The organism is Chryseobacterium sp. Leaf404, from assembly GCF_001424145.1.
Lineage (GTDB): Bacteria > Bacteroidota > Bacteroidia > Flavobacteriales > Weeksellaceae > Chryseobacterium.
In genome coordinates this window covers 324,059-349,200 of sequence record NZ_LMQM01000012.1, presented here as the reverse complement: position 1 = coordinate 349,200, position 25,142 = coordinate 324,059, and the positions used below count along the sequence as shown (strand labels likewise).

General features: G+C 36.9%; 22 protein-coding genes. 11 read left to right on the top strand and 11 right to left on the bottom strand.

Annotation, left to right across the window (positions count from 1 at the left end; translation table 11 throughout):
• Positions 1-103 precede the first annotated feature (103 nt).
• From tpiA to ASG31_RS13165, 4 genes are all read right to left on the bottom strand, one after another.
• The gene (tpiA, locus tag ASG31_RS13180) at positions 104-862 is read right to left on the bottom strand and encodes a triose-phosphate isomerase (RefSeq protein ID WP_056033368.1); all 759 of its coding nucleotides are present in this window, start codon (positions 860-862) and stop codon (positions 104-106) included.
• Between the two features lie 130 nt (positions 863-992).
• Positions 993-1,343 carry a TerB family tellurite resistance protein gene (locus ASG31_RS13175; RefSeq protein WP_056033364.1) on the bottom strand — a complete coding sequence of 117 codons (351 nt, stop codon included), beginning with the start codon at positions 1,341-1,343 and terminating at the stop codon, positions 993-995.
• 73 nt (positions 1,344-1,416) lie between these two features.
• Positions 1,417-2,529 carry a BT_3928 family protein gene (locus tag ASG31_RS13170; protein WP_056034026.1) on the bottom strand — a complete coding sequence of 371 codons (1,113 nt, stop codon included), beginning with the start codon at positions 2,527-2,529 and terminating at the stop codon, positions 1,417-1,419.
• Between the two features lies 1 nt (position 2,530).
• Positions 2,531-3,097, bottom strand: a complete 567-nt coding sequence (locus tag ASG31_RS13165; RefSeq protein WP_056033361.1) for a DUF1599 domain-containing protein — start codon at positions 3,095-3,097, stop codon at positions 2,531-2,533.
• Between the two features lie 112 nt (positions 3,098-3,209).
• Between ASG31_RS13165 and folP the strand changes: the two genes are divergently transcribed.
• Positions 3,210-4,037: a dihydropteroate synthase gene (gene folP / locus ASG31_RS13160; protein WP_056033359.1), complete on the top strand. Its 828-nt coding sequence runs from the start codon at positions 3,210-3,212 to the stop codon at positions 4,035-4,037.
• 109 nt (positions 4,038-4,146) lie between these two features.
• Here the strand turns inward: folP and ASG31_RS13155 are convergent, their stop codons facing one another.
• The 3 genes from ASG31_RS13155 to ASG31_RS13145 all read right to left on the bottom strand — a co-directional run bounded on the left by ASG31_RS13155 (position 4,147) and on the right by ASG31_RS13145 (position 9,210).
• Complete coding sequence (locus ASG31_RS13155) at positions 4,147-6,588, bottom strand: DUF5686 family protein (RefSeq protein WP_117585850.1); 2,442 nt, start codon at positions 6,586-6,588, stop codon at positions 4,147-4,149.
• 105 nt (positions 6,589-6,693) lie between these two features.
• Entirely contained in the window at positions 6,694-6,930 is a 237-nt protein-coding gene (locus tag ASG31_RS13150; RefSeq protein WP_056033357.1) for a hypothetical protein, read from the bottom strand.
• A 42-nt stretch (positions 6,931-6,972) separates the two neighbouring features.
• A complete protein-coding gene (locus ASG31_RS13145) occupies positions 6,973-9,210 on the bottom strand; it encodes a hypothetical protein (RefSeq protein ID WP_185113216.1) in 2,238 nt (745 codons plus the stop codon).
• A 424-nt stretch (positions 9,211-9,634) separates the two neighbouring features.
• Here ASG31_RS13145 and ASG31_RS13140 point away from each other — a divergent pair, with 424 nt between their 5' ends.
• The 6 genes from ASG31_RS13140 to ASG31_RS13115 are packed head-to-tail and all read left to right on the top strand — an operon-like array spanning position 9,635 to position 16,897.
• Positions 9,635-11,104: an ATP-binding protein gene (locus tag ASG31_RS13140; RefSeq protein WP_056033354.1), complete on the top strand. Its 1,470-nt coding sequence runs from the start codon at positions 9,635-9,637 to the stop codon at positions 11,102-11,104.
• Between the two features lie 4 nt (positions 11,105-11,108).
• Positions 11,109-14,720 carry a response regulator gene (locus ASG31_RS13135; protein ID WP_056033350.1) on the top strand — a complete coding sequence of 1,204 codons (3,612 nt, stop codon included), beginning with the start codon at positions 11,109-11,111 and terminating at the stop codon, positions 14,718-14,720.
• A gap of 9 nt (positions 14,721-14,729) precedes the next feature.
• Entirely contained in the window at positions 14,730-15,095 is a 366-nt protein-coding gene (locus tag ASG31_RS13130) for a response regulator (RefSeq protein WP_056033347.1), read from the top strand.
• Complete coding sequence (locus ASG31_RS13125) at positions 15,095-15,925, top strand: CheR family methyltransferase (RefSeq protein ID WP_056033345.1); 831 nt, start codon at positions 15,095-15,097, stop codon at positions 15,923-15,925. The genes ASG31_RS13130 and ASG31_RS13125 overlap by 1 nt, the downstream gene beginning before the upstream one ends.
• Position 15,926: 1 nt before the next feature.
• Complete coding sequence (locus ASG31_RS13120) at positions 15,927-16,511, top strand: chemotaxis protein CheB (RefSeq protein WP_056033342.1); 585 nt, start codon at positions 15,927-15,929, stop codon at positions 16,509-16,511.
• A 23-nt stretch (positions 16,512-16,534) separates the two neighbouring features.
• Positions 16,535-16,897 (top strand): response regulator, encoded by a 363-nt coding sequence (locus tag ASG31_RS13115; protein WP_056033334.1) that lies wholly within the window; start codon positions 16,535-16,537, stop codon positions 16,895-16,897.
• Between the two features lie 75 nt (positions 16,898-16,972).
• Here ASG31_RS13115 and ASG31_RS13110 read toward each other — a convergent pair whose 3' ends face one another.
• The gene (locus tag ASG31_RS13110; RefSeq protein ID WP_056033332.1) at positions 16,973-19,123 is read right to left on the bottom strand and encodes an outer membrane beta-barrel family protein; all 2,151 of its coding nucleotides are present in this window, start codon (positions 19,121-19,123) and stop codon (positions 16,973-16,975) included.
• A gap of 482 nt (positions 19,124-19,605) precedes the next feature.
• On the opposite strand from ASG31_RS13110, the gene ASG31_RS13105 reads away from it, so the two are divergent.
• From ASG31_RS13105 to ASG31_RS13090, 4 genes are read left to right on the top strand one after another with little or no spacing between them, the layout of a single operon-like run.
• Complete coding sequence (locus tag ASG31_RS13105; protein ID WP_056033329.1) at positions 19,606-19,860, top strand: hypothetical protein; 255 nt, start codon at positions 19,606-19,608, stop codon at positions 19,858-19,860.
• A gap of 3 nt (positions 19,861-19,863) precedes the next feature.
• Positions 19,864-23,214: a DEAD/DEAH box helicase gene (locus tag ASG31_RS13100; RefSeq protein ID WP_056033326.1), complete on the top strand. Its 3,351-nt coding sequence runs from the start codon at positions 19,864-19,866 to the stop codon at positions 23,212-23,214.
• Positions 23,215-23,230: 16 nt separating this feature from the next.
• Positions 23,231-23,422: a hypothetical protein gene (locus tag ASG31_RS13095; protein ID WP_056033323.1), complete on the top strand. Its 192-nt coding sequence runs from the start codon at positions 23,231-23,233 to the stop codon at positions 23,420-23,422.
• A gap of 29 nt (positions 23,423-23,451) precedes the next feature.
• A complete protein-coding gene (locus ASG31_RS13090; RefSeq protein ID WP_056033319.1) occupies positions 23,452-23,664 on the top strand; it encodes a UPF0158 family protein in 213 nt (70 codons plus the stop codon).
• Positions 23,665-23,738: 74 nt separating this feature from the next.
• On the opposite strand, the gene ASG31_RS13085 is transcribed toward ASG31_RS13090, so the two are convergent.
• From ASG31_RS13085 to ASG31_RS13075, 3 genes are read right to left on the bottom strand one after another with little or no spacing between them, the layout of a single operon-like run.
• Positions 23,739-24,026 (bottom strand): DUF3817 domain-containing protein, encoded by a 288-nt coding sequence (locus tag ASG31_RS13085; RefSeq protein ID WP_056033315.1) that lies wholly within the window; start codon positions 24,024-24,026, stop codon positions 23,739-23,741.
• A gap of 46 nt (positions 24,027-24,072) precedes the next feature.
• Entirely contained in the window at positions 24,073-24,507 is a 435-nt protein-coding gene (locus ASG31_RS13080; protein ID WP_056033312.1) for a DUF1801 domain-containing protein, read from the bottom strand.
• 59 nt (positions 24,508-24,566) lie between these two features.
• Positions 24,567-25,082 carry a GNAT family N-acetyltransferase gene (locus tag ASG31_RS13075; RefSeq protein WP_056033307.1) on the bottom strand — a complete coding sequence of 172 codons (516 nt, stop codon included), beginning with the start codon at positions 25,080-25,082 and terminating at the stop codon, positions 24,567-24,569.
• Positions 25,083-25,142: the final 60 nt, after the last annotated feature.

Here is a 25,142-nt window from a genome sequence, read left to right as displayed (position 1 = left end):
TTGACAATGTTATAATTTGAAAATTAATACAGTAAAAAAGGGATGTAATTTAAAAATTGCATCCCTTTTTATTTTCAAATTGACGAATTGCCAAATCTTCAAATTAATTAAATCCCTCAATAATTTTAGAAAAATCTTCAACCTTCAACGCGGCACCGCCAATCAAACCACCGTCAATGTCTGGTTGAGAAAAAATTTCTTTTGCATTGTCAGGTTTTACAGAGCCTCCGTAAAGAATTGACACTTCGTCAGCCACTTCCTGTCCGTATTTCTCAGCAATAATTCCTCTGATGTGAGCATGGATATCCTGTGCCTGCTCCGGAGTGGCAGTTTCACCAGTACCGATTGCCCAAACTGGTTCGTAAGCGATTACCACTTTTTTAATTTCTTCTGCAGAAAGGGTAAATAAAGCCGTTTCAGTCTGCGTTTTTACAACTTCGAAATGCTGTCCGGCCTTTCTCTGATCTAAAGTTTCTCCGTTACAGTAAACAGGGATTAAACATTTATCCAAAGCCAGTTTCACTTTTTTGTTACAGTTTTCATCGTTCTCGCCGTGGTACTGTCTTCTTTCTGAGTGACCGATTAAAGTTCCTTCAGCATCGATAGATTCAAGCATATCAACAGAGATTTCTCCGGTGTAAGCTCCGCTTTCGTGCGTACTGATGTCCTGGGCAAAAACTCCGATTTCGTCGTTTTCAAAAACGTCTTTAGCCATCATTAAATATAAAGCTGGCGGAGCAATCCAAACTTCACAGTTGGCGTTATTGTTATTTTTGTAATCACGCAATTCTGTCATTAATTTTTGTGCATCAATAACGTTTTTGTTCATTTTCCAGTTTCCTGCAACTATTTTTCGTCTCATTATATTTTTCTATTAGGGTTTAGAATAAATTTTAATTGTTTGGTTAAGTGATTATTTCCAGAAAATTTTCCTTCCTTTAGTGTCTGAGAAAAGAAATTTTTTGGAATGATTTCAATCTGCGTGAGATTTATTAATTCAAATTCCAGAGATTTTTCAAAAGCACATAGAAAGTATGCTCTTCATCTGTCACCACATCATCCGCTTTAATCAGTGTTTTAGCAAATTTGATGAAGTTCAGACGTTCTTTTTCAGTAGAATCTTCAAGGAAACATCTTCCGTGAAATTCAAAATGATCTTTCCATTCTTCAGGTTGCAGTAAAGCGATGGCTTCCAGCTCGTTATCTAAATTGATTTTAAAAGGAAACTCATCAGCCAAATATTGCTGAACCAGCATTCCTTCTTCTGGTGCAAATTCTCCGTCTACAGATGATAAAATCATCAGTAAGTGATATCCTGCGATTGATTTATTTGATTTTTGCATAATTAAAATTTAAGATTTAAAATTTAAAATTCAACATTTAAGATTCAACATTTAAGATTATAATCTGGCAACTTTATTTGATGTAGTTTTTTGCGGGCTTTTTGTCTGTGATTTTACCGTTTTTTAAAGTCAGAACAAAAGGATTGCTTCTTGCAATCGTTTTGATTGCAGTACCGTCCATCATCGCATTTTTTACTGTTTTAAAGGTTGTTGGGATGGTTGAAATTCCGTATTTCACTGCATTTTTGTTCAAATTTACTTTAGTTTCCACCTGTTTTAAAAGTTCCGGTGAAACATCGTGCGGCTGGTATGAAAAGATGATAACAGCTTCCGGAGCATTCAGGATTTCTTTTGTAATGTCATTTCCTGAGGGGTCTTCAATTTTGAATTTTGCGATTTCAGATTTGTAACCTTCTTTCACCAAAACAGATTCATTTTTATTTTCTTCGATTTTCCACGGTGTATTTTCGGCCCAGTATTCTGTGTTTTTGATATAATCATCCTGATTGACTTTTCTCACCTCTTTCGTTCTTTCATTTTTCATCGAATAGAAACTCTTGTATACAAAAGGGTTTGCCGCAATTTTTTTCTTTTCGGCATTCAGATCTGTTCCGATTTTGTAGTCTCTGAAGTCAATCAGCGGTTCATCTACAATTCCCATGGTCATAAAATAAATCAGAACTAAAGAACTAATGCCCAGAACTCCGTATTTTATTTTGGCATCGGAACGTTTCGGTTGTCTGTCGCTGTACTCATCAGTCTTCTGAAACTCATTTCTGTAGAGGATGAACACGATAATCAATCCAATCAGAAGTATAATATCTTTAATAAAACTCTGCCAAGGGGTGAATTTAATGGCATCACCAAAGCATCCGCAATCGGTCACCACATTAAAATAGGCTGAGTAAAATGTAAGGAAACCGAAAAAAATGCAGAGTGCAATGAGTGCAGAAAGGGTGAATTTTAATTTAAGCTTTAATAAAAGCATCAGCCCCAGCCAAAGCTCCAGAACCACCATGATTACAGAAAAAAGAAGTGCAAATTTTTCCAGAAAAGGCATGTTAAAAACCGGTGGTGCGAAATATTCTTCCATTTTGAATGAAAAACCAACTAAATCAACGGCTTTCACGAATCCGGAAAGAATGAAGATAATGGCAATGACGATGCGCAGTAAACCTTTAATCATATTAAATTGTTTTAGTTTCAGATTTTTGTTCTTTTTCAGCAAATTTGATCAGACAGAATACCGCGTAATTCAGCATATCAAAATAATTGGCATCCAATCCTTCGGAAACAATGGTTTTTCCCTGGTTGTCTTCTATCTGTTTGGTTCTCAAAACTTTCTGATAAATTAAATCGGTAATGGAAGAGATTCTCATATCTCTCCAGGCCTCGCCGTAATCGTGATTTTTCTTTTCCATTAAATCCTTTGCTTCAGCAGCATATTTGTCGTAAAGGCTTAAAATTTCTTCAGGATTTTCATTAAAATCATTTGAAAGACCTTTCTCCAGCTGAATCAATCCGATGATAGAATAGTTGACGATTGCGATGAATTCTCCTTCTTCACTTTCGTCAATCATTTTGACGTCTGTCATCTGCAAAGTACGGATTCTGTTGACTTTAATATAAATCTGATCGGTAATGGAGCTTGGCCTTAAAACCCTCCAGGCTGCACCATAATCGTGCATTTTTTTTCTGAAAAGATCACGGCATTCGTCAATAATAAGACCAAACTGTTCTGAAGTTTTTGACATAAATTTTCTTAATCTTTCAAAGATACAAAAATTGATATTTTCAATACTCAAATATATATAACACTTTATACATATTTGAGTATTTTTGCGAAAAGAAAATCATAGATCATTGATGAGTCATCATTCGATAAATTGCAATGGGAGACTGGTAGATTTAAGTTCGCCAAAAATCATGGGAATTCTTAATCTCACTCCCGATTCATTTTCAGATGGAGGGAAATTTAATAATGAAATTTCTGCTCTCAGACATGCAGAAAAACTGTTGAAGGACGGTGCAGACATCATCGATATAGGGCCGCAATCCACAAGGCCGAATGCGGAAATTTTGAGTTTTAATGAAGAGATCAAACGTTTGGGGGAAATTATTTCTTCCATCAAAAAAGAATTTCCGGAAGCGCTGATTTCCTTGGACACATTTTATTCCGAAACCCTTAAGTTTGGTTTTAATGAAGGAATTGATTTGGTGAATGATATTTCAGGCGGACAGTTTGATTCTGAAATGTTCAAAACAGTAGCAGAAACCGGACTTCCATATATCTTGATGCATGTCAATCCATCGTACGAAACGATGCATGACAAAATTAATTTTCAGGATATTACGTTATCCATCAACCAGTATTTCTCTCAAAAAACGGCTGAACTTCTCAGTTTGGGTGTGAAAGATATTATCCTCGATCCGGGCTTTGGGTTCGGGAAAACGGTGGAAGATCAGATGAAAATGATTGATGAAACAGCATATTTTGGTTTTGGAAAATATCCTTTGCTCATCGGTATTTCAAGGAAATCTTTTATCTACAAACCATTAGGAAAATCGCCTTCAGATATCAATGAAGAAATGCAGAAATTACATTTAAAAGTTTTAGAACGAGGTGCAAAATTACTTCGCGTCCACGATGTTGCTGAAGCTAAAAAAACGATTGAAATTTATCAGAATAGATGAAAACTGAATCTTTAAAACTTCCTGACCTTAATATTTTAAATAAAAACCCCTCAAAATTTAATTTCGAGAGGCTTTATATTACTCATTACCTATTACTCATTACTCATATTTAAAATCCTAATATTTTAAACTTAAACTGCACTGCAAAATTATCTTTGAAACCTGGCGTGTTGTAATGACCTACGCGGTAAAAAAATCCTAAATTGAACTGGGATGAAAGGAAATTATTCCATTCCAGACCTACTTCGTTGTACAGGTGATCCAGTTTCTGGAAATCAAACTGGTGGAATTCAGGATTTTTCATGTCGCCAATGATTCCACGGTAAATCAAATCAAAACTTGACACATTTTTTCCGATACTTTTAAAATACCAAGGAATCCTGTGTGTGATGTACGTTCCTACAAATTTGTCGCTGTAATATTTTCCGCCTTCCATTGTCGAAAAGCCGAGGTAGGAAGTGAGGTTAAAATTAAAGCCCGTTTTTCCGTTAGCTAATCCATTCATTGTAAAGTTTTTCCAGATAGGAGCATCTCCTGTCACAATTCCACCATACAGACGTACGCCGGTCACACCCAGTTTTGTTTTGAAGTTATGAGAAATCAGGGCATCAAATCTGCTGAAGCTAAAATCTCCCCCCAGACCTTTAAAACCTTGTTCGTAATTAAAATAAAACTCCGGAAACTGCTGGTCGTAAGTATATTTGCCCTGCGAGGTCATGATATTTTTCGAGTTCGGAGAATATTTTAAAGTAATGGTGGAGGAAGTTAAATCAAATTCTTTACCCAGATTTTTATAGTTATAATCGAATAATGCTTCTTCCGTTGTCTTTTTGGCTGAGACATTTAAGGTTAAACCATTTGTTAAATCATTTTCATAGCTGACTTTAAAACCTCTGTAACCATTGAAAACACCATTGTTTATCGCCACTCCGGAATTCATCAGTTTCATTCTGAAGTTCCAGAGATTTTCAGAGAAACGTCCTGCGGCCATCACATCATCAAAATATTCCACTCTGAAGAATGAGTTTTTTTCAAGCGTTGTTCTGATGTCTACACCCGCACCGAATTTGAAGTCTTTATCATAAATTCCGTAGGCAAAATAGGCATCCGGGGAAATATATTTATTGAATCTTTCATTCAGCTTTGCTCCTGCGCCCAGTCTAAAATGTTCATATTTATTATATCCAACGATTTTAGAAAGATCAAAATCTACCATTCCCAAACGTAGTTTTCCACGTACCAATCCGGCTAAGGCTTTTGCTTTCTGGTTGAGTTTGTATTTGTTGCTTAAACTGTCAATTTTTACGTACGTAGTTTCTTCACGGTCAGAAAGTTGCTCGGTTCTGTATTGGCTGATGGTGCTGCCATCGGTATTCTGCACGCTGATGCTGTATCCTTTAAATTTTTCCGGTTTGGTTTCCGTATTGGTTTTAAAATCAAAATAATCTGCTGTAGCAAAAGCGTAGGTGCCAAATTTCTTTTTCAGATTCTTGGTTTCTTCAGTGTCTTTTTTAGTTGATGTTCCATCCAGATTGATGGCTGCGGCTGGCATTTTCAGTTTAAAATCTTCCTTTGTCAAAAACCATTTACCGTCAATTGGTTTCCAGATGCTGGTAATGGTTCCGTCAGTCTTCACTTTAGAGTTGCTTTCGATCTTTTTTAAGGCATAAGACTCTTTATCTACATAGATGTAACCATTAAACTGTCTGTTATTCTGAATTTTTTTATATCCCACTTCCCGGAATCTGATGACGTAGTTCTGTCTGCCGTCAATCTCAATAGAATCTGTGAGGAAATAGCGGTAAAGGTTCCTGTTTTCTTCTTTAATCTCTCTGGGAATATCACTTCTGTTTGACCGGAAAGCAATCAATTCGTAAATGGGTTCTTTCATTCCCGAGATTTTGTTGTCGAGTATATTTATTTTTTCGCCATATTTTTCAGAATACATAAATTCTGAGGCTCGTTCCCAGAGAAAAAGTTTGCTTGTTCCAATAAGTTTCATGATGTTTACAGACTCCAGAGAATCTTTTTTCTCATCAGCTTTCATTGGTTTTTCCGGCAAATTCTGTAGAGAATCAATTCTTCTCGCAATGAATGAATTGTAAGCTTTGATGCTGTCTTCATCAATGTCCAGAGAGATTTTTTCGTAAGATTTAAAGGAGTAGGATGGAAGACTTTTAGGCGAGTTTTCAGCATATCTGTTATTAACTTCACGTAAAATTCTTAAAGCTTCAGGGTCACTTTTATTTTCTAAAACTACCGTTTTTATGCTTTTTGTTTTGGGATCTTCTGTGCTTAAAAAAGCCTCCATTACTTTATCTACCACTGCCTCGTCTTCATAAAATCCGGCTGCAGAAACGTCTACTTTTTTACAGGTTGTTTTAAATTCCAGCTCTCCTGAAATATTGGTTTTGCCTAAAACGGTTTTGCCACATTTTACAGTTGCACCTAAGATGGGCTGCTGGTTTACCGAATTTTTTACGATAATTTTAGACTGAGCATGTAAGAACATGCAAAATAAGGCAAAAAGGAAAATATAGATCTTTTGCATAAATTTTTTGAAGGTGTTTAGATGAAACTTTTTGCTTAAAGTCACATCTTTTGCCTAAGAAAAAACAGTGCCAAGAAATATATATGGAATTTTGAAACTCCGTTTTCAGTTTAAATGAGAAAGTTTTTCAGAAAACTGTTTAGAAAATTCTTTACGGTCTTCGTCTAATTTTTCTTGATTTGACGGGAGAATGTAGTTGAAGAGTATGGTGTTTTCTTCTGTTAAAAAAATAATTTCTTTTTCTTCACCATCAATCATCAGGGCAAAAATTTCCCACATCGAAGCGCCTCTCAGTTTCAGCATTTCAAAAAAAGAATCGGCTTTTATTTCTATTATTTTCATATCAATTATATCGAGTGCAAAGCTAAATATTTCTGTGCGATATCAAAATTGCAGGAGTTTAAGTTTAAACTGAAGGGCAAAATTTTCTTTAAAATTACCTGTGGTGTAGTATCCAACCCGGTAAAAAAGCCCGAGGTTGAAATAACTGGAAAGGAAATTATTCCATTCTAAGCCTACTTCCTGATAAAGTTTGTCCAGCTGCTGAAATTCAAACTGATGATTCTGAGGTCTTTTCATATCACCTAAAGTTCCTCTTAAAACCAGATCTACGCTAGACACGTTCTGTCCGAAACTTTTAAAATACCAGGGAAGCTGATGGGTAAAATAGTAGGCAAAAAACCGGTCGTTGTAATATTTTCCACCCTCAAGAGTCGCAAAACCGAGAAAAGAGGTAAGGTTAAAATTAAGATCCCGGCTGTTGGAAGCCATCCCGTTCATTGTGAAGTTTTTCCAGATGGGTGCATCACCGAATACCATTCCGCCGTAAAGTCTGAAACCAGTTGTCCCGATTAAAGTTTTGAAATTATGAATAAAAAGCGCATCAAATCTGGTATAGCTGAAATCTCCGCCAAATGCATTGAAACTTTTTTCAAAATTAAAATAAAGCTCAGGATATTTTTGCTCTACAATAGATTTGCCCTGCGGCGTCATGATATTGGTAGAATTGGGAGAGTATTTTAACGTGAAAAGGGTATTGAAGTTCCGGAATCCCGAGCCTTCATTCAGAAAATTATACTTAAACCGGGCTTCTTCGTAATTTCGTCTTGCTGCAAAAGCCAGGGTTAAACCGTTAGAAACATCATTCAGATAAGAAAGAGAAACGCCCTTGTAGTGGTAATATCTGTCGTTATTGATATTGTTTCCGTAGTTCATCATCCGCATTTTAAAATTCCAGAGCCGGCGGTGAAACTCTCCGGAAGCAAAAACATCATCAGTATATTCGATTCTGAAAAAAGAATTTTTATCAAGCGTTGTTTTAAAATCAATTCCCAACCCGTACTTCCACGAGTCGTCTTTAAAGCCATAAGCCACATAATAATCCGGAGAAACGTAGGCATCAAAATTTTCGTTCACCTTTGCTTTCAGACCCAGACGCAGACCTTCGTAAAGGTTGTAGTTTACCACTTCACCTACATCAAAATCCAGACTGTTGACTCTGATCTGCCCGTTGATGAGCCCCGTTACAAATTTTGCTTTACTGTCTATTCTGTAAATTTTCCCAAGGCTGTCTATGGTTTTGTAAGTACGCATTTCGCGGTCGCTCAAAGGTCTGGTTCTGTACTGATCCAGTGTTTCGCCATCGGTATTTTTCAGGGAATAGGTGTAGCCTTTAAAATTACTTTTGTTTTGCTCAACCGGCGACTGAAAATCAAAATACTCTGCGAAAAGATAGGCATAAGTTCCGAAACTTTTTCTGATTCTCTTCTGACCGCGTTTTTCTGCAGCCTTTTCACTTTCAGCATCTTCTTCCAGTACCATTCTGCTCATTTCAAGCTTTACGCGTTCTTCTGCCAGAAACCATTTTGAATTGTAATATTTCCAGGTGCTGGAGATTTTGCTTCCGTCATTGTCTTTACTTAAACTTTCAATTTTTTTTATCCCATACGTTTCTGTATCAATGTATACCGTACCTGTAAATTTCCTTTTATTCACAGGTTTCCGATAGCTTACTTCACGGAAATTGATGACAAAAGTTTTCCGTCCGTCTATTTCTATAGTGTCTGAAAGAAAAAAATGATAGAGGCTACGGTTTTCCTGTGTAATTTGGTTCGGGATTTTATTTCTGTTGCTCTGCAGTGTAATAAGTTCGTTGATAGGCTGTTTTAAACCAGAAATCCTGTTGTCTAAAATGTATACTTTTTCGCCATATTTTTTAGAATAATTAAATTCCTGGGCACGTTCCCAGAGAAACAGTTTGCTGCGGGCGAATATCTGTCTGGCTGAAATATCATTTAGGGAATCACGTTTTTTTTTATTTAAAAACTGCAGGTTGTTATTAAAAGCTTCCTTAAAGTTTGAAATGCTGTCCTGATCGATATCCAGAGATACTTTTTCGTACGCTTTGTAAGAATACGAATCCAGACTGCGTGGAGAATTAGATTTATAGAGCTGATCTGCTTTTCTGAGAATCTCTAAAGCTCTTCCGTCACTTTTATTCTCTAAAATTACCGTTTCAATGTCCTGAATTTTTTCGTTTTCAGCCTCTGCGGTTTTGGTCTTTGATTGAGAGAAACCAAAAATCACCGAACATAAACAGACAAACGTAAAAAAACTTTTCATAGGGAATTCAACTTCAAAAGTAAGGATACCGATTAGATTTTGAGACTTTTTAATTATAAATTTTTGTCAATAAAAGTTAAAATTTATCGTGATTGGAGATTGTTTTTTTAATCCAACATATTTATTTTTTTAAAAACTAATGGCACAACAACTTCACTCTGATAGTTTGAATTCTGCTGTGACTGTACATCTGGGGACTTTGAACTTAAAAAATATCTTGTTTTAAAAAGACCTGCTGAAATTTGATCCAAATTATTTTACGGGATGTAATTCAATAAAATCTTATGATATAGAATCTCACCATCAATGGAATATACCACAATAGTGAGCATATCTGAAAATAAATTCACTTTTAGGCTGCTTTAGCACTATTTTTGTTATTCAAGCGAAACACTCCAAATATTCCAATAAGAATTAATACCTTATGATCTTAATCGTAGATGATAATGAAAATAATCTTTTCTCACTGAAAAGATTGCTTCAGTCTCAGGATTTCCCTGTGGATACAGCGTCATCGGGAGAAGAAGCCCTTACCAAAGCTCTGAAAAAGACCTATTCCCTTATCATCTTAGATGTTCAGATGCCTGATATGGACGGATTTGAGGTCGCTGAAACGCTCGCTGGATACAGCAAAACCAAAGAAATTCCCATTATTTTCCTATCGGCAGTAAATACCGATAAGAGATTCATTGCCAAAGGATATGCCTCAGGCGGAATCGATTACGTTACAAAACCTGTAGATCCGGAAATACTGATGTTGAAAGTGAAAACCTTCAGCAATATGCAGGAGCAGAGCATGGCTCTGAAAAAAAATCAGCACAGCCTGGAGCTGGAAATCAAAGGACGCCGCGAAATGCAGGTGAGCATGAAATCCAGAATCGATCATTTTCATCTGATGCTGGAAGCTTTACCTCAAATTGCATTCACTTTAAACCAAAACGGAGATGTGGATTTCGTCAACGGAAAATGGTATCAGTATTCTGACAAAGAAACACAATTTCCCGAGACGCATGCCGATGATCTTAATATTGATGATGAATTTGAGCGTTACAGAAAGAAAAAGAAAGCTTTCGAGCTTGAAGCGAGAATAAAAAATCTGCGCACCGGTGATTTCAGATATCATCTGCTTAAGATGTCTCCCGTTCTTGAAGGGGAAATTGTGAAAAACTGGGTAGGAACATTTACGGATATTGAAGATCAGAAAAAAGTAGAAAAAGAAAAAGATGAATTTTTAAGTATCGCAAGTCACGAGCTTAAAACTCCGCTCACCAGCATTAAAGCGTACATTCAGCTGTTGGTGAGAAAACTGAAACTGCCGCCGGAATGCGCAGAGGCAGGATATCTGGGCAGAACTCAGGATCAGATTGATAAACTTAATAATTTAATTACAGATCTGCTTGATGTATCTAAAATTGATAACGGAAAACTTAAAATCAACCGTAAATCTGCAAATCTTGAAAATGTAATTCAGAATGCCATTGATACCATTATTCAAACTCACGATCATCTTGATGTGAAAATAGACTGGCACGGCGTGAGACCAAGCCAGAATTTTATGTTTGATGCGGTGAGAATAGAGCAGGTCATCATCAATTTTTTAACCAATGCTATAAAATATTCTCCTAAAAACAACCAGATTATCATCAGCACTTTCGCAGATAAGGAAGAAGTGAAGGTGAGCATCACAGATTTTGGAATAGGAATTCCAGAGTTTAAGCAGGAGGCAGTTTTTAAGAAATTTTACAGGGTTGAAGAATCTTCGCTGCAGTTTCAGGGAATGGGAATCGGGCTTTACATCTGTGCAGAAATCATCAAACAGCATCACGGTACAATCGGTCTTTCAAGCATTGTAAATGAAGGTTCTACTTTCTACTTTACACTTCCTTTAAATTAAATTTATGGCTAAAAAATTCCTCAGAAATTTACAATATGGTGTCGGTTTTTCTCTTATGGTACTGATTTTGAGTTCGGTAGCATCTTTTTTCAGTTACCAGCGCCAAATCAATAACAGAGAAGAGCTTGCCAAAAGCAAACGTGCAATCACTGCCATGAAAGATGTAATGATTGCTCTTCTTGACGCCGAAACCGGAAACCGCGGGTATCAGCTCACGGGAAAAGCAAATTTTCTGGAACCGTACAACGCCAGCATGACAGCTCTTCCCAAAGCAATGGAAAACGCTGCCGCACAGGAAATTTCTGATGAAAATCAAAGAAAAAGGATTACTTCGCTGGAAGACAATGTAAATAAAAGAATAAGCAAGCTGAAACAGTTTGTAGACCGAAGGAAAAACGGTATCCAGATGTCTGAAGCGGATATGCTGGTGGGTAAAGTGGATATGGATATCTGCCGGAAAATTGTAAGGGAATTTGTGAAGTATGAAGAGGGAATTCTTGCAAAAAAAGACAGAAGTCTTAATACTTCCACTACCACTACCATTATTTTTATCCTGTTTTCAACCCTCGCAGCAGTAGTGGTTACCATTTTCTTTTACTTTAAATTAAGAGGCGATTTATTAAGACGGGAAAAATTAGAAAGACAGCTTAAAACAAAGGATTTAGAAATCTCCCGAAGAGTAACTGCCATAAAAGATATCGCAAACCGCGTAGCAGAAGGTGATTACAGCCAGAAGGCGGTTGATCATTCTCAGGATGATCTTGGCGATCTTGCAGAATCTCTGAACGAAATGACAGAGTCTCTAAAAAAATCTTTTGATCTGATCAATGCCAGCGATTGGCGCCAGAAAGGTCTTGCAGCTTTAAATGAATCTTTGGTGGGAAATAAAACCCTGAAAGATGTATCTCAGGAATCTTTAAATCATTTAATCACTTACGGAAACTGTCTCAACGGCGCAATTTATCTGCTGGAAGACGGTGTTTTAAAACTTTCTTCTGCTTTCGGACTTGAAAAAAGCATGAAACCCGTTTTTGAGCCTGGAGAAGGAATGGTAGGACAGACTTTTCTTAAAAAGAAAGTGAAGATTTTCAATGATTTACAGAATGAAAATTTCACCGCTACATTTGCCGGAAGCGAAATGGTTATTAAAAGTATTTGCTTGCTTCCCATTATGTCCGGCAGGCATATTTATGGAATACTTGAGCTGTCTGCATCAGAAAATTTTGATGAAAACAGTATTCAGTATTTCACGGAAGGTGCAGCAAATATTGCGGTTGCAGTAAATGCAGCTCGGGGTCGCGAGAAAGAACAGCGTCTTTTGGAAGAAACCCAGACTCAGTCTGAAGAATTGCAGGTACAACATTCTGAACTTGAATCTCTTAATACAGAACTGGAAGTTCAGACACAAAAATTGCAGGCTTCTGAAGAAGAACTGAAGGTTCAGCAGGAAGAATTAATGCAGATCAATGCCGAACTGGAAGAAAGATCTAAAAGTTTAGAAGAAAAAAATCATTTAATTGCCGAAAGAAATATCGAGATTCAGAAAAAGGCGGAAGAACTTGCTTTAAGCACCAAATACAAATCTGAATTTTTGGCCAATATGTCTCACGAACTCCGGACTCCCCTGAATTCAATACTCCTGTTATCCAGACTGATGGCTGAAAATTCTGAAGAAAATCTCAATGATGATCAGGTAGAATCTGCGAAAGTTATTCAGAGCTCAGGAACGAGTCTCCTACAGCTGATAGACGAAATTTTGGATTTGGCTAAAATTGAATCAGGAAAGATGTCTTTGGAAAATGTTCAGGTGAAAATAAGTGATGTTGCGGAAGATATGAAAAGAATGTTCCAGCCGCTGGTTACAGAAAAAGGTTTGGAATTCAATATTAAAGTAGCCGAAGAAACTGCCGCAGAAATTGAGACTGACCGGATGAGACTTGATCAGGTTCTCAGAAATCTTCTTTCCAATGCTTTGAAATTTACTTCAAAAGGTAAAATTGATTTAGAAATACTTCCAGGTAAAGAAAAGAAAAACTGTATTATTTTCAAAGTCAAAGATTCAGGAATTGGAATTCCAAAAGACAAACAGGCTGTTATATTTGAAGCTTTCCAGCAGGCAGACGGCTCTACCAGAAGAAAATTTGGAGGCACAGGTCTCGGACTGTCTATAAGCCGTGAAATTGCAAAACTTTTGGGTGGAGAACTGATTCTCGAGAGTGAGCCAAATGTGGGAAGTGAATTCAGTTTGATTATTCCTGTAAAAAATTCAGGTGAAAACGTACATAAGACAGCTGAAAAAGAAATTTTGGATGTCATTCAGCATGATGTTGAAGAGATTGTGCATTTGGCGGAAGAATCCGGCGACGCTGAAAAAGTACGTACACAGCCGGTGCTTTTTATTCCTGATGAAATTGAAGATGACAGAGCTGCGATTCAGCAGGGAGACAAAGTAATTTTAATTGTAGAAGATGATACCAATTTTGCCAAAGCTCTGGTGAAATATTCCAGAAAAAACGGGTACAAAACAGTAGCAGTCGTTCGCGGTGATTATGCGCTGGAAGCGGCAAAAAAATATAAACCAATCGCGGTATTGCTGGACGTTCAGCTCCCAGTGATGGACGGATGGCAGGTGATGGAGGCTTTAAAGTCTGATCCCGAAGTGAAGAATATTCCGGTGCACATGATGTCTGTTTTACAGGTGGAAAAAGAAAGTATGATGCGGGGAGCTGTTGATTTTATTTCAAAATCAATGGCACTGGATCAGATGGGTGAGGTTTTTAAAAAGCTGGAAGACGCTTTAAAGAGATCTCCTAAAGTTTTAATCGTGGAAGAAAATGCAAAACATGCCTCCGCGCTGTCTTATTTTCTGAATAATTTCAATATTTCTCTTTCTGTTGAAAACAATGTGCAGGACAGTGTAAAAGCTTTGACAGAAAATGACAAAGACTGTGTGATTTTGGATGTGGGAGCTTCCAAAGGAAATGAATATCAGATTGTGGAAGAGATAAAAAGCTACGAAGGCCTGGAAAATCTTCCGATTATCATTTTTACTGAAAGAAGTCTTTCTGCCGGTGAAGAGCTGAAAATAAGAGAATATGCAGATTCGATAGTTGTAAAAACAGCTCATTCTTACCAGAGAATTTTAGATGAAGTAGGGCTTTTCCTACACTTGGTTAAAGAAAAAAACACGCAGGATAATTATACTTCGGGTAAAAATTTAGGCTCACTTGCTGAAGTTTTGAAAGGAAAAAAGATTTTAATTACCGATGATGATGCCCGTAATATCTTCTCGCTAAGCAAAGCTTTAGAAAAATATCAGGTAGAGGTAGTAATTGCGATGGATGGCAGACAGGCGCTTGAGCAGATGGCTGCAAACAGTGATATAGACGTAGTGCTTATGGATATGATGATGCCGGAAATGGACGGCTACGAAACCATAAGACAGCTGCGTAAAAACAGAAAATATTCTGATCTTCCAATCATTGCGGTGACGGCTAAATCTATGGCTGGTGACCGTCAGAAATGCATTGATGCAGGAGCTTCAGACTACATTTCAAAACCTGTGGATCTCGATCAGCTGTTGTCTCTTTTGAGGGTTTGGCTTTACGAAAATTAATCTGACTGAATGAAAAAGAAAATTCTGATTGTAGATGATGATCCCCGGAATATTTTTGCTCTGAAGCTAACCCTGAAGTCAAAAGGTTTCGACGTTTTGGATGCCACGATGGCAGATGAAGCCATTGAAATAATGAAACAGAATGCAGACCTCTCTTTTGTTCTGATGGATATGATGATGCCCGAAATTGATGGCTACGAGGCTTTGAATATTGTACTCAACACGCCGGAAATCGCAGGTATTCCCGTAATTGCAGTTACAGCTCAGGCAATGCCCGGTGACCGCGAAAAATGCATCGCTGCCGGAGCGAAAGAATATGTAACCAAACCTATAGATGTAGAAATTCTATTAAAAGCTGTTCAAAATATAAGCTGATGCTGGAACCAAGTATTGTAAAAGACGAAGAGGTGGAATATCTTATTAAAGATGTTCACGATCTGTATGGTTATGACTTTTCCAGATACAGCCGCGCTTCTTTCAAAAGAAGGGTCAACAGGCTTTGTCTTATTGATAAATTCACCAGTTTTGCAGAGCTTCGTTACACCATCATTACAGAACCTGAGTATCTGAAACGTTTTGTGGAAGAAATTACGGTCAACGTTACAGAAATGTTCCGGGATCCTTTATTTTTCAAAGAAATCAGAGAGCAGATTTTACCGCATCTTGGAACATATCCTTTGATCAGAATCTGGCTTGCAGGCTGTTCCACAGGGGAAGAAGCATATTCTATGGCAATTCTGCTGAAGGAGGCTGGGCTGTATGACAAATGTCTCATCTATGGCACAGATTTGAATCCGTCAGTTCTGGAACAGGCGAGAACAGGCGTTTTCCCGATCCAGCAGATGAAGCAGTATTCTGAAAATTACATACTTTCCGGAGGTAAGAAAGATTTTTCAGAATATTATACTGCAAATTACGACAGTGTGCAGTTTGATAAGGCCTTACAGAAAAAGCTGATTCTCTCTACGCACAATCTCGTTTCAGACAGTTCTTTCAACAGTTTTCAGCTGATAATCTGCAGAAACGTACTGATCTATTTTGAAAAAGATCTTCAGGAAAGAGTTTTTAAACTTTTTGACGACAGTTTAGAAAATCTAGGCTATCTTGCTTTAGGCTCTAAGGAAACATTGAGGTTTTCAAATCTGAAAAAAAGCTATGAAAGCGTAAGCGAACAGAAAATCTGGAAAAAAACAGAACATCACTGAGATGAAAAAAATAAAACATAATCAAAGGTTATTGGTTATCGGCGGGTCTGCCGGAAGCCTCACTGTGATTATGCAGATGCTGAAAAAAATAGATTTTAGTCTCAGTTTCCCTGTGGTGATTGTGGTGCACAGAAAAGCCTATTCCACCAGCGTACTTCCTGTTTTGCTGCAGCAGTTTACAGAAATTGAAGTCATCGAGATTGAAGATAAAACAGATCTTTCGGCCAACAGAATTTATATTGCACCGGCAGATTATCACCTGCTTTTTGAAGATACAAAAACCGTATCTTTGGACAGTTCAGAAAAGATGAATTATTCACGGCCATCCATAGATGTCACATTCAAATCTGCAGCTGAGGTTTTTGGTTTTAATCTCACAGCAGCCTTGCTTTCAGGAGCAAATTCTGATGGAGTAGAAGGTTTGAAATATGTAAAAATAAATGGCGGAAGAATCTGGATCCAGAATCCTGAAACTGCAGAGGTAGATTACATGCCCAGGATGGCATTGGAACAGATAGAATCTGATGTCGTTTTCAGCCCTGAGGATCTGGCAGATATCATAAAAGAGTTTGAATATAATAGATAATAATTAGTAAGTTAATAGAGTAAATGAACAAAAAAAAGATCTTAATTTTTGATGATGACACCACAATTCTTGAGGTTGTTACCATTATTTTTGAGGAAAACGGCTACGATGTGGAAATTTCAGAAACATCGCACGATATCCTCGAAAGGGTAGAAAATTTCCGTCCTGATCTTATTTTAATGGACAATTGGATCCCAAATATCGGAGGGGTAGAAGCCACGAAGAAACTTAAAAGTCATCCTGATTTTAAAGAAATTCCTGTAATCTACGTCACGGCAAACAATGACATCGCCAAACTCGCCAAAGAAGCAGGTGCAGACGATTTTGTAGCCAAACCTTTCGACCTTGATGATATCGAGGAAAAGGTAGCGAATTACCTTCAGTGATTCATTTTTATGAATAAATAACGCAAAAATCCTTTCATAAAAATGAAAGGATTTTTTATTAAAGAAGTACTGTACTTACTTTGCGCCGCCGCTGTTTTTCTCTACATCGGTTTTGGTATTTTCCTTCACTTTCTGATTGCCGAAACGTTTCACAAAAGTGAGTGATACGCCGTGCCAGTCTGATTTTGTGGTGTACCTGTTGCTTCCACCCTGGCTGAAAGTTGTAGAGTCAAAATTCGGTCTTGCAAAAATATTCATCAGCTGCAAACTGACTTCCATCTGCGTTTTAGGAAAGATTTTGGTGGCAGAAATATTGTGAAAAACATTGGTCACATTCGCAACAGAATTTCCGCTGTTTTGGTTCGAAACTTCTACCCATGCGCTGAGGTTGATATTCTTATTCCACAGATTGGTGTAAGAAAGATTGGTAGAGCCTGACCAAAAACTTAAATAATTGGTTGCTTTGAGATCATTTTTTGCGTTAAAATCGCTGTTGTCAACATAGTTCCATCCAAAACCTAAGTTCACAGTTAGTTTGTTTTTCAAAAATGTCTGGTTTGTATTGGCGTAGAGATTATATTGATGTACTTTGCCCAGGAAATTTGTTGGTTCCGAGATTATTTTATCTCCTTCGGTCACAAAAGCCTGCCAATAGTCCTGCTTGATAAAGGAGTATCGTGCAGACAGAAAATACTTCTTTTTAAAACCGAACTTCATGTAAAGTCTGTCGCTGGGATTGGGCAGGAGATTCATGTTTCCTCTTGTGTAAAACCCGTCAGTGCCGGGTTGCAGAAACGGGTTGAATTCCGCATACCAGGGTCTCCAGAGATTTCGGTTGTAAGTAAAACTCAAATCATATTTATCTGAAAATGAATATTTAACCAAAAAATTCGGCAGAAAAGTTCCGTAAGAATCCCTTCTCGAAGTTCCCGCAACATCCTGACGGAGCTTAAAATCGATGTATTCATACCTTACACCAATTCTCGTCTCCAGTTTCTTGAAAAATGTTTTGGAATAATTCGCATACAGAGAGTTGATATTGTCTTCATAGTGAAAAACATCCCTCGTGCTTAAACCTTCAGGCAGGCTTCCGTAAAGCGTGTTGGGAATTACGTTGTTGTTAAAATCCATTTTACCTCCGATTTCAAAATTTCCGCCTTCTTTTCCAAGCGGTTGCGTGTAATCTATTTTAAGGTAATAATTTCGGTTTTCAGTATCAGAAATTCCGCCGATCTCATCGGTAACAGTCTTGTCTGCAAAAGCTGTATTTCTTAAAAAATAGCTGTTTTCAGATTGCCCGTTGTAGTTGCTTCCAAGATTGATGTCTAAGATTCTGTTTTTCTCTTTATCATAATATTTGTAGAAAACGTTGCTCCCCAAAGTCCTGTTCAAGCTGTTGGAACTCTGGTTCTGATTTCTGAGAAAATTAAAATTCCCATTCAGATACTGCGAAGATTCAAGCTCTGAAGTATTGTCGCGTTTGCCCTGATAATATTCCAGAATTACACCCGCAGTATTTTTATCGTTAATTTCATATTCCGAGGTAGAAGATACCGAGGGGCTTTTTCCGCGGTTGATATTTTGAGTATTCCCTTGGGTCACATTATTGTTTTCATAAATTGTATTCACAAAATAGCTTCCCTGCACCCATGTATTGTCGCTGTAGCTTCCCACCAAAGTCTGTGTAAAACTCTTTCTGTGGTAATTCAGATTAGAATTTATATACTGCGAGTTTTGCGTATTCTGTCTGTTATTCAGGGTTACGCTTCCTTTCAGTCCTTCGTCGTCCCTCTTTTTCAGAACAATGTTAATCACAGATCCCGTCGCATCATACCTTGCAGAAGGGCTCGTGATGACTTCAATTTTCATCAGATTGTCTGCGGGGATTGTTTTCAGATATTCTTTAAGTTCCTTTCCTGTAAAAACAGATTTTCTGTCGTTGATGTACACGATTACAGATTCACCTTCGGCTTTCAGTGCATCGTTGTTGTCAATACTCACCAGCGGAGTCATTCTCAGAACATCCCAGGTCGTATTTCCGGCGAGAATCGAGCTGTTTGCAACATTAAAAACCGTACGGTCCACTTTAGATTCTACAGTCGGTTTTTTTGCTACAAATGTAACTTCCTTTATTTCACTTACTTTTGTGTCTGTACTGTCTTTTTTTTCCTGAGAAAATGCGAGAGTTCCTATCAATAGAGCAACTGGTGCCAATATTTTTTTCATTAGTAGTTTATAGTCTTGACCATAAGACACCGAAAAGGGAATATTTGTTACATCCTGTGAACGTTAAATAGTGTTAATTAATTTCCGGAATTGATCAAGACGAATAGAATACAAACTTTACTCAATAATAGAATAATTTGGGCATATCCCTCTGCATTTCCAGCCCACAACGCTGGCAGGGTCGGAAACCCTGCTAGCATTCCCCTCACCAATGCAAGCGGGTCGGGCTATCCGCTATATCTTTTTTGTTGCCAACGCTTCAATCCCTTCCAAAAAACAAAAAAGGATGCCGCTTCTATCCCTTACGCAAAAGCAGAAACTAAAAATTTACATTAACTGAAAACTGGTTTATATGAAAATTTCTTCTCTACTCACTAAATATGAATTAAAGAATTTGAATTGACTATTGTTCTTTATTTTAAATTCAAAATCATCAATAAAAATCTTTCTTTTTGTAAATTTGATTTCCATTAAACAGAAAAATGTCAGAAAGCAACATTATCATCTACCAGACCGAAGATGTCAAAACTAAAATCGAAACAAGATTAGAGGACGACACGGTTTGGTTAATGATGAATCAAATTGCAGAATTGTTTCAAAAAGCTAAGTCTACAATTAGTGAGCATATCAGTAATGTTTTTTTTGAAGGAGAATTGCATGAAAATTCAACTGTTCGGAAATTCCGAACAGTTCAAACAGAAGGAAACCGGAGTGTAGAAAGATCTATTGATTTTTAAATAATGGAGCACCTCAAAAATCAGTACATTTTCGAAAAAATCAGCCTCTCAGATTTTTCAGATTTTGATCTGCAGAAATACTGTTCAGAAAAAATAAATATCGAAAAAGAAAACTTACAGGATATTCAGCCTTATGCAGTGGAAATCAATTCCGGTGTATTTTATAAACCATCTTCAAATTTAGATTTTCCGGGTGTAGCAGTGAATTTAATCGGCAGTTCACTCATTTTTGACTGCCCCTGCAATTTATCAAAAACCAAAATGTGTACGCATCAGGCTCATGTGTTTTTCACCATTCTTGAACGTCCGGATTTAAGGATTTTCTTTGACGGAAAACTGCGTCGCCATAAATTAGAAACCATTGCAAAAGAGTACGGACTGGAAAATGAATCCAATCTCGACGATTATTTCCAGCTTGAAAATATTCATCACACTTTACGCATCGAGCCGAAAATTAAGGAACTGATTAAACTCAACACCGATGATTTAAAAAAGAAATTGTTACCGGAAAACAGCGGTCAGTTACCGGAAATCAAAGCTCAGAATAAACCGCAGAAATTATTGTTGGTCATCAGAAAGCATAAATATTATGACCGTTTCAGCCTTGAACTTTTTGAAGCAGAAACCACCAAGTCCGGAAAAATAAAAAATCCGGTTTCAGAAGTAAATCCATCCACAATGATTTGGAGGACAGAAAATATTGACGAAGCAAAATTCTTTACTGCCATTTCAAAATTTGAAAATATTCAGAATGAAGAAAAAAATGATACCGATGTTGAAGCGCTGAAAATGGTTGTCAAAAATCCGCTCAGCCTGCCTTTTTTTTATCATGATCCTTCGGTTTCAGAAAACATCTCCGCAAAATCTATCGTTCCTGTTGATGTCAAAATTACAGATGCTGAAATTGAACTTCAGGTTTTCAAAAAAGAACCACTCTTCGAAATCGCCGGAGGACTGTGGTTGAATGAGGTTCTGCAGCCGTTTAAAAATATAAAAATTCAGTACACTTATTTTGTTTTTCACGATAAAACCCTGCATCTGATTACCAATCTTCACATGCTCCGGGTATTGGAGTTTTTTAAAGCAAACAGAGAGATTCTGCTCGTACATTCATCAAAATTTGAAGAGTTTAAAAAGAACATTCTTGTAAATTTAGAAAGGCAGATCAAGATTAATTATTCCTATATTCAACCTGCGACGCAAAAACAGCTTGCCGAAAATTCTTTTGATGAAAAAATTCAGAAAATCATATATCTTTCAGACCAGCTGGAATATATTTCGGTTACACCTGTCATGAAATATGGCAACATAGAAATTCCTGTTTTTTCCAGAAAACAGATTTATGATACAGACCAAAACGGAAACGAGTTTCTGGTTGAAAGAGACAGTAGAGAAGAGGTGAAATTTACAGCACTCATCATGCGGCAGCATCCTGATTTTGCAGATCAGATTCAGGAATTCGAGTATTTTTATCTGCACAAGAATAAATTTTTTGATGAAGATTGGTTTTTAAATGTATTTGAGAAATGGCAAAATGAAAATATCGTTGTTTTAGGATTTAATGATTTAAAAAAGAATAAACTTAATCCTAATAAAGCGGTCGTTTCTATCATTCTGCTCAGCGGAATAAACTGGTTCAATGCGGAGGTGAATGTGAAATACGGAAATCAGAAAGCATCGCTGAAACAACTGCATAAGTCAATCAGAAATAAAAACAGATTTGTACAGTTAGACGACGGAACTCATGGGATTTTGCCTGAAGAATGGATCAAAAAGCTCAACCGTTATTTTCAGATCGGAGAAATTAATGAAGAACTCCTGAAATTTCCGAAAAGCAGTTTCTCTGAAATCAAAAATCTCTTTGATACAAATGTTTTAAGTGAGGAAGTCTACAGAGAAATTGAAATTTATGATAAAGCATTCTCGGAAGAGCAGAATATTCCTGAAACTGAAGTTCCGTCAGAATTAAAAGCAACACTTCGGGATTATCAGAAAGAAGGGCTGAACTGGCTGAACCGTCTTGATAATTTCGGTTTTGGAGGCTGTCTTGCTGATGATATGGGATTGGGAAAAACGCTGCATATTATCGCATTTATTCTTTCGCAAAACAAAAAGCATCCTCAAAATATTAATCTTGTGGTGGTTCCCACGTCACTGCTTTTCAACTGGCAGGCAGAGGTGGAGAAATTTGCTCCATCCATCAGAATATTCACTCATTATGGGGCGAACCGGATAAAAAACACATCTCATTTTGAAGGTCATGAGATCATTTTAATCACCTACGGAATGCTGCTTTCCGACATCCGTTTTCTGAAAGATTTTCATTTTAATTATATCTTTTTAGATGAATCTCAAGCCATTAAAAATCCCAATTCTGAACGATACAAAGCAGCAAGATTATTAAAGTCCAGAAATAGAATTGTTCTTACGGGAACCCCGGTTGAAAATAATACTTTTGATCTTTACGGTCAGCTTTCCTTTGCTGTTCCCGGTTTGCTGGGAAGTAAGCAGTATTTTAATGATATTTATTCAGTCCCTGTGGATCAGTTTAAAAATACCAAAAGATCTCTTGATTTACAGCAGAAAATTAAACCTTTTATACTCAGAAGAACAAAAAAGCAGGTCGCCAAAGAGCTTCCCGACAAAACAGAAATGGTAATTTACTGCGAAATGGGTGCAGAGCAAAGGCGGATTTATGATGCTCAGGAAGAAGATATCAGAAATTATATTTCGGGGAAAGATGAGGATGATATTTCCAAAAGCAGTATGCATGTTCTGACAGGTTTAACCAAACTGAGGCAGATCTGCAATTCTCCGAAGTTACTGAAAGATCAGGAACAATCTGGTGACAGTTCGGCAAAAATTGATGTTTTAATGGAGCAGATTGAAAGCAAATCTTCACAACATAAAATCCTGATTTTTTCACAATTTGTCTCAATGCTCGATTTAATAAAAGATGAACTTGAAAAAAGAGAGCTGCAGTTTGAATATCTCACCGGTCAAACTAAAAACAGAGCAAAGAAAGTCAATGATTTTCAGGAAAATGATCAAATCCGCGTTTTTTTAATCAGTTTGAAAGCTGGCGGCACTGGTCTGAATCTCACAGAAGCAGACTATGTTTACCTGGTCGATCCATGGTGGAATCCTGCAGTTGAAAATCAGGCTATTGACCGCTGCTACAGGATCGGACAGAAAAAAAACGTCATTGCCGTACGCTTGATTTGTAAAGATACCGTTGAAGAAAAAATTATGAAATTGCAGCAGTCTAAAAAAGAACTTGCCAATGATTTAATAGCCACAGACCGCTCGGTTTTCAAAAAATTATCGAAGCAGGATTTGTTGGAATTACTGTAGAATTTAAAAAAATAATATGAATACTGAAGAATTAATAAATGAAATTGAACAGGAACTGGAAATGGACATGAAAGTGTATGTTCATAAAGAAAATTTAGGTCTCTTGATAATTCCTGATGATGACGTGCTTGATTTAGCAGACGATGATTTCTGGGAAACCGAACAGGAAGAATTAGAGAGAAATTCTGAAATTATATCGAAGTCGTAAAATGGGACGCTTCTCACTCGTTCAGAATAATGGAATCTTTTGCAGAAAATATCTCCGGAAACAAGGTTTTAAAGGCGAAACTTCCTGACGCTCTGGAAAATTCAAAACCCTTTAAAAATTTCAGAAATATTTTAGACCGGAATGACGAATATCTGCAGGAATGGTACATTTTCAGGTCTTTAAAACAGAGAGAGTTTGTAAAAAAACAACTTACAGAGCTGAAGATAATTGGTGAATCATAAAAAGTTTGCTGAAAAATTGGTCATATTATTAGTGTTGGAAGATTCGAATTTATCAGTCATTGTGAAGCAGTATTTTATTCTTCATCATATTCCTTCTTCAGATTTTTATCCAGATAAAACGGCACAAAAGGCAACACAGATCCTATAAGGTAAATGATGATCCTCTTGATGCTCCACCTGTACTTAAAAGCAGCAATGATGAGTACGGCGAAGTAAAACAGAAATAAAACCCCGTGAATCCAACCAAAATATTTTACAGGTTCACGAATATCAAAAATATATTTGATGGGCATAGCAATAAAGAGTAAAATAAGATAAGAAATACCTTCAGTAATAGCGGTTTTGCGGTAGAGGTTGATCATTTTCAGTTGAATAGAATTTGTACTTTGGTTTTAATGCAAAACTTCATTATCTGCAGACACATTCGTTGTGTTCACTGATATATTTAATCGTAGATTTGCAAAGTTTTTCCAGAATATCAAGATTTAAATCAGATAATTTTTTAAAATAAATACAGGCTTTTGCCATTTTAAATTTACCCAGATTTTCAAGCAGTTTTTTATCTTCTTCTTCCGGTGCTGCAACGTAAAGTGAAAATTGCGCTTTTCTTGGAGAAAAACCAATGATCATCGCATCGCCCTCGTGGCCACTCTCATATTTGTAATGATAACTGCCGAAACCAATCATGGTAGGTCCCCATATTTTGGGCTCAGAACCAGACCATTTTTTCATCAGTTCAATAAGCTCAAGGCTGTCCTTCTTTTTCTGCTCATCTTCTACGTATGAGTTAATGAAATCCTTCACGTCAACCACAGTTTCTGCTGTTTTGTTTTTTGTAGCCATTATTAGATTTTTAGGGTAAAAAATATTGGTTTTGTCAGCTATTTCTTCCTGGTCAGATATTATAGAATCAGTTTCATCATAATATCAGTCTGCTCCTCATATCCAAGTTTAAAAATATGTTTGTCAAACTCCATAAAACCGTTTTTCTTATAAAATGCAATTGCCCGCTCATTTTTTTCCCAAGCGCCAAGCCAGGCATAATCTACATTTTTTTTCCTGGCAATTTCAATTGCTTTTTCGTAGAGAATCTGTCCCACCTTTTTGCCGTGAAAATCTTTTGAAACATATATTCTTTCAATTTCAAGACTGTTTTCGCCTTTGTTTTCGGTTTGTGAAGAACCTGTATTGATTTTCAGATAGCCGATAATTTCATTGTTGTATTTCGCAAAATAAAATTCAGAATTTTCGTCATCAAGTTCAGAATTCAGCTTGTCAGTAGAAAAACTTTCATCAAGATACTGCTGCATCCCTTCCTCAGTATTGTCTGCAGAAAAAGTTTCAGAAAAAGTTTTTCTCCCGATTTCCTGCAGCAGATTGACGTCATTTTTACTTATCTTCTCTACAATTATTTCCATATTGATTTGCTGTACTATAACATTATTTATCTTTACAAATTTAGCGTTTTAAACGACGCT